Origin of the sequence: Brevibacterium sp. NPDC049920 (assembly GCF_040656435.1) — a bacterium.
In the GTDB taxonomy this organism is placed as follows: domain Bacteria; phylum Actinomycetota; class Actinomycetes; order Actinomycetales; family Brevibacteriaceae; genus Brevibacterium; species Brevibacterium pityocampae.
Genome location: NZ_JBFAMF010000035.1, coordinates 1 through 1300, shown reverse-complemented (window position 1 = coordinate 1300; position 1300 = coordinate 1). Strand labels below are relative to the sequence as shown.

General features: G+C 62.1%; 1 protein-coding gene. It reads left to right on the top strand.

Annotated elements, in window-relative coordinates:
• Positions 1 to 54 precede the first annotated feature (54 nt).
• Positions 55 to 1250 (top strand): IS3 family transposase gene (locus tag AB0I45_RS13905; protein WP_137319112.1). Its coding sequence is split into 2 segments (ribosomal slippage): positions 55 to 310 and positions 310 to 1250, totalling 1197 coding nucleotides; the frame shifts between segments, so codons are not numbered across the junction.
• Positions 1251 to 1300: the final 50 nt, after the last annotated feature.

Genomic DNA, 1300 nt, shown 5'->3' with positions numbered 1-1300 from the left:
TGGGGTGTATCAAGGTTCTTGGACAGTTCCTCTTGATGGGAGAGGATCAAGAGCATGGCAAGTGCATCACGGCGGAAGTTCAGCCCGCAGTTCAAGGCTGAGGCGGTCCAGCTGGTCGTGCAGAACGATCGGCCGATCGTCGAGGTGGCCGGCGAGCTGCAGGTCAATCCGGGGACTTTGGGCAATTGGGTCAAGCGTTACCGGCAGGACAACCCGGAACCGGTTCAAGAGTTGAAGCCGGCCGATCACGCTCGGCTGGCTGAGTTGGAAGACGAGGTCCGGCGGCTGCGGATGGAGAACGAGTTCTTAAAAAAAGCCGCGGCCTTCTTCGCCAGGGAGCAGGACTGAATGAGAAGTCAGCCCTGATCGAGGCGGAGAAGGGAAACTATCCGATCAGCTGGATGTGTCAGAAGCTGGGCGTGGCCCGGTCGTCGTTCTACGCGTGGCGGGCTCGAGTCGGGACCCTCACGGCGACGCAGGCGCGTCGCGAGGCTCTGAAGAGCGAGATCGTACGGGTCTTCGCACAGCAGCGCGGGACTGCGGGATGCCGGCGGATCGCGGCCGAGCTCAACGACAACGAGTTCCCCTGCTCTGTGGGACTGGTGGCCGATCTGATGCGCGAACTGGGGCTGGCTGCGATCCAGAAGCGCGCCTACAAGCGCACTACCGTCGTCGATGAGCAGGCCCAGGTTTTCACCGATCGGCTGGAACGCGACTTCGACCCGGACTCTTATGCGCCGGGGCAGGCGCTGGTCGGCGACATCACCTACCTGCGCACCGGCCAAGGCTGGTTGTATCTGGCCACGGTGATCGATTTGGCTACGCGCATGGTCATCGGCTGGCAGATCGCCGAGCGCATGCGCGCCAGCCTGGTCGTCGATGCTCTTGAGATGGCGCGCACGCAAGGCGGAGCCACGGCAGGAGCGATTTTCCATTCCGACCATGGATCGCAGTACACCTCGGATGAGTTCACCCGTTATTGCAGTGAGAACGGGGTTTTCCAGTCGATGGGTCGGACAGGGGTGTGCTGGGACAACGCGGCGGCCGAATCGTTCTTCGCCACTTTGAAGAACGAGATGTACTACCAGCAAGTCTTCGAGACCCGCGGTCGAGCCCGGCTGGCGGTGGCTGAGTACATCGAGGTGTTCTACAACCGCCGTCGGCGCCACTCAGCGCTGAGCTACCGGACACCGGTACAAGCTTGGAACGATCACCACGGCGCCGCTGAAGACCTCGTCCAGGCGGCCTGAGCAGAGAAGGAAAACTCGTAGGGACTGTCCACATTCCTTGACACAGCCCA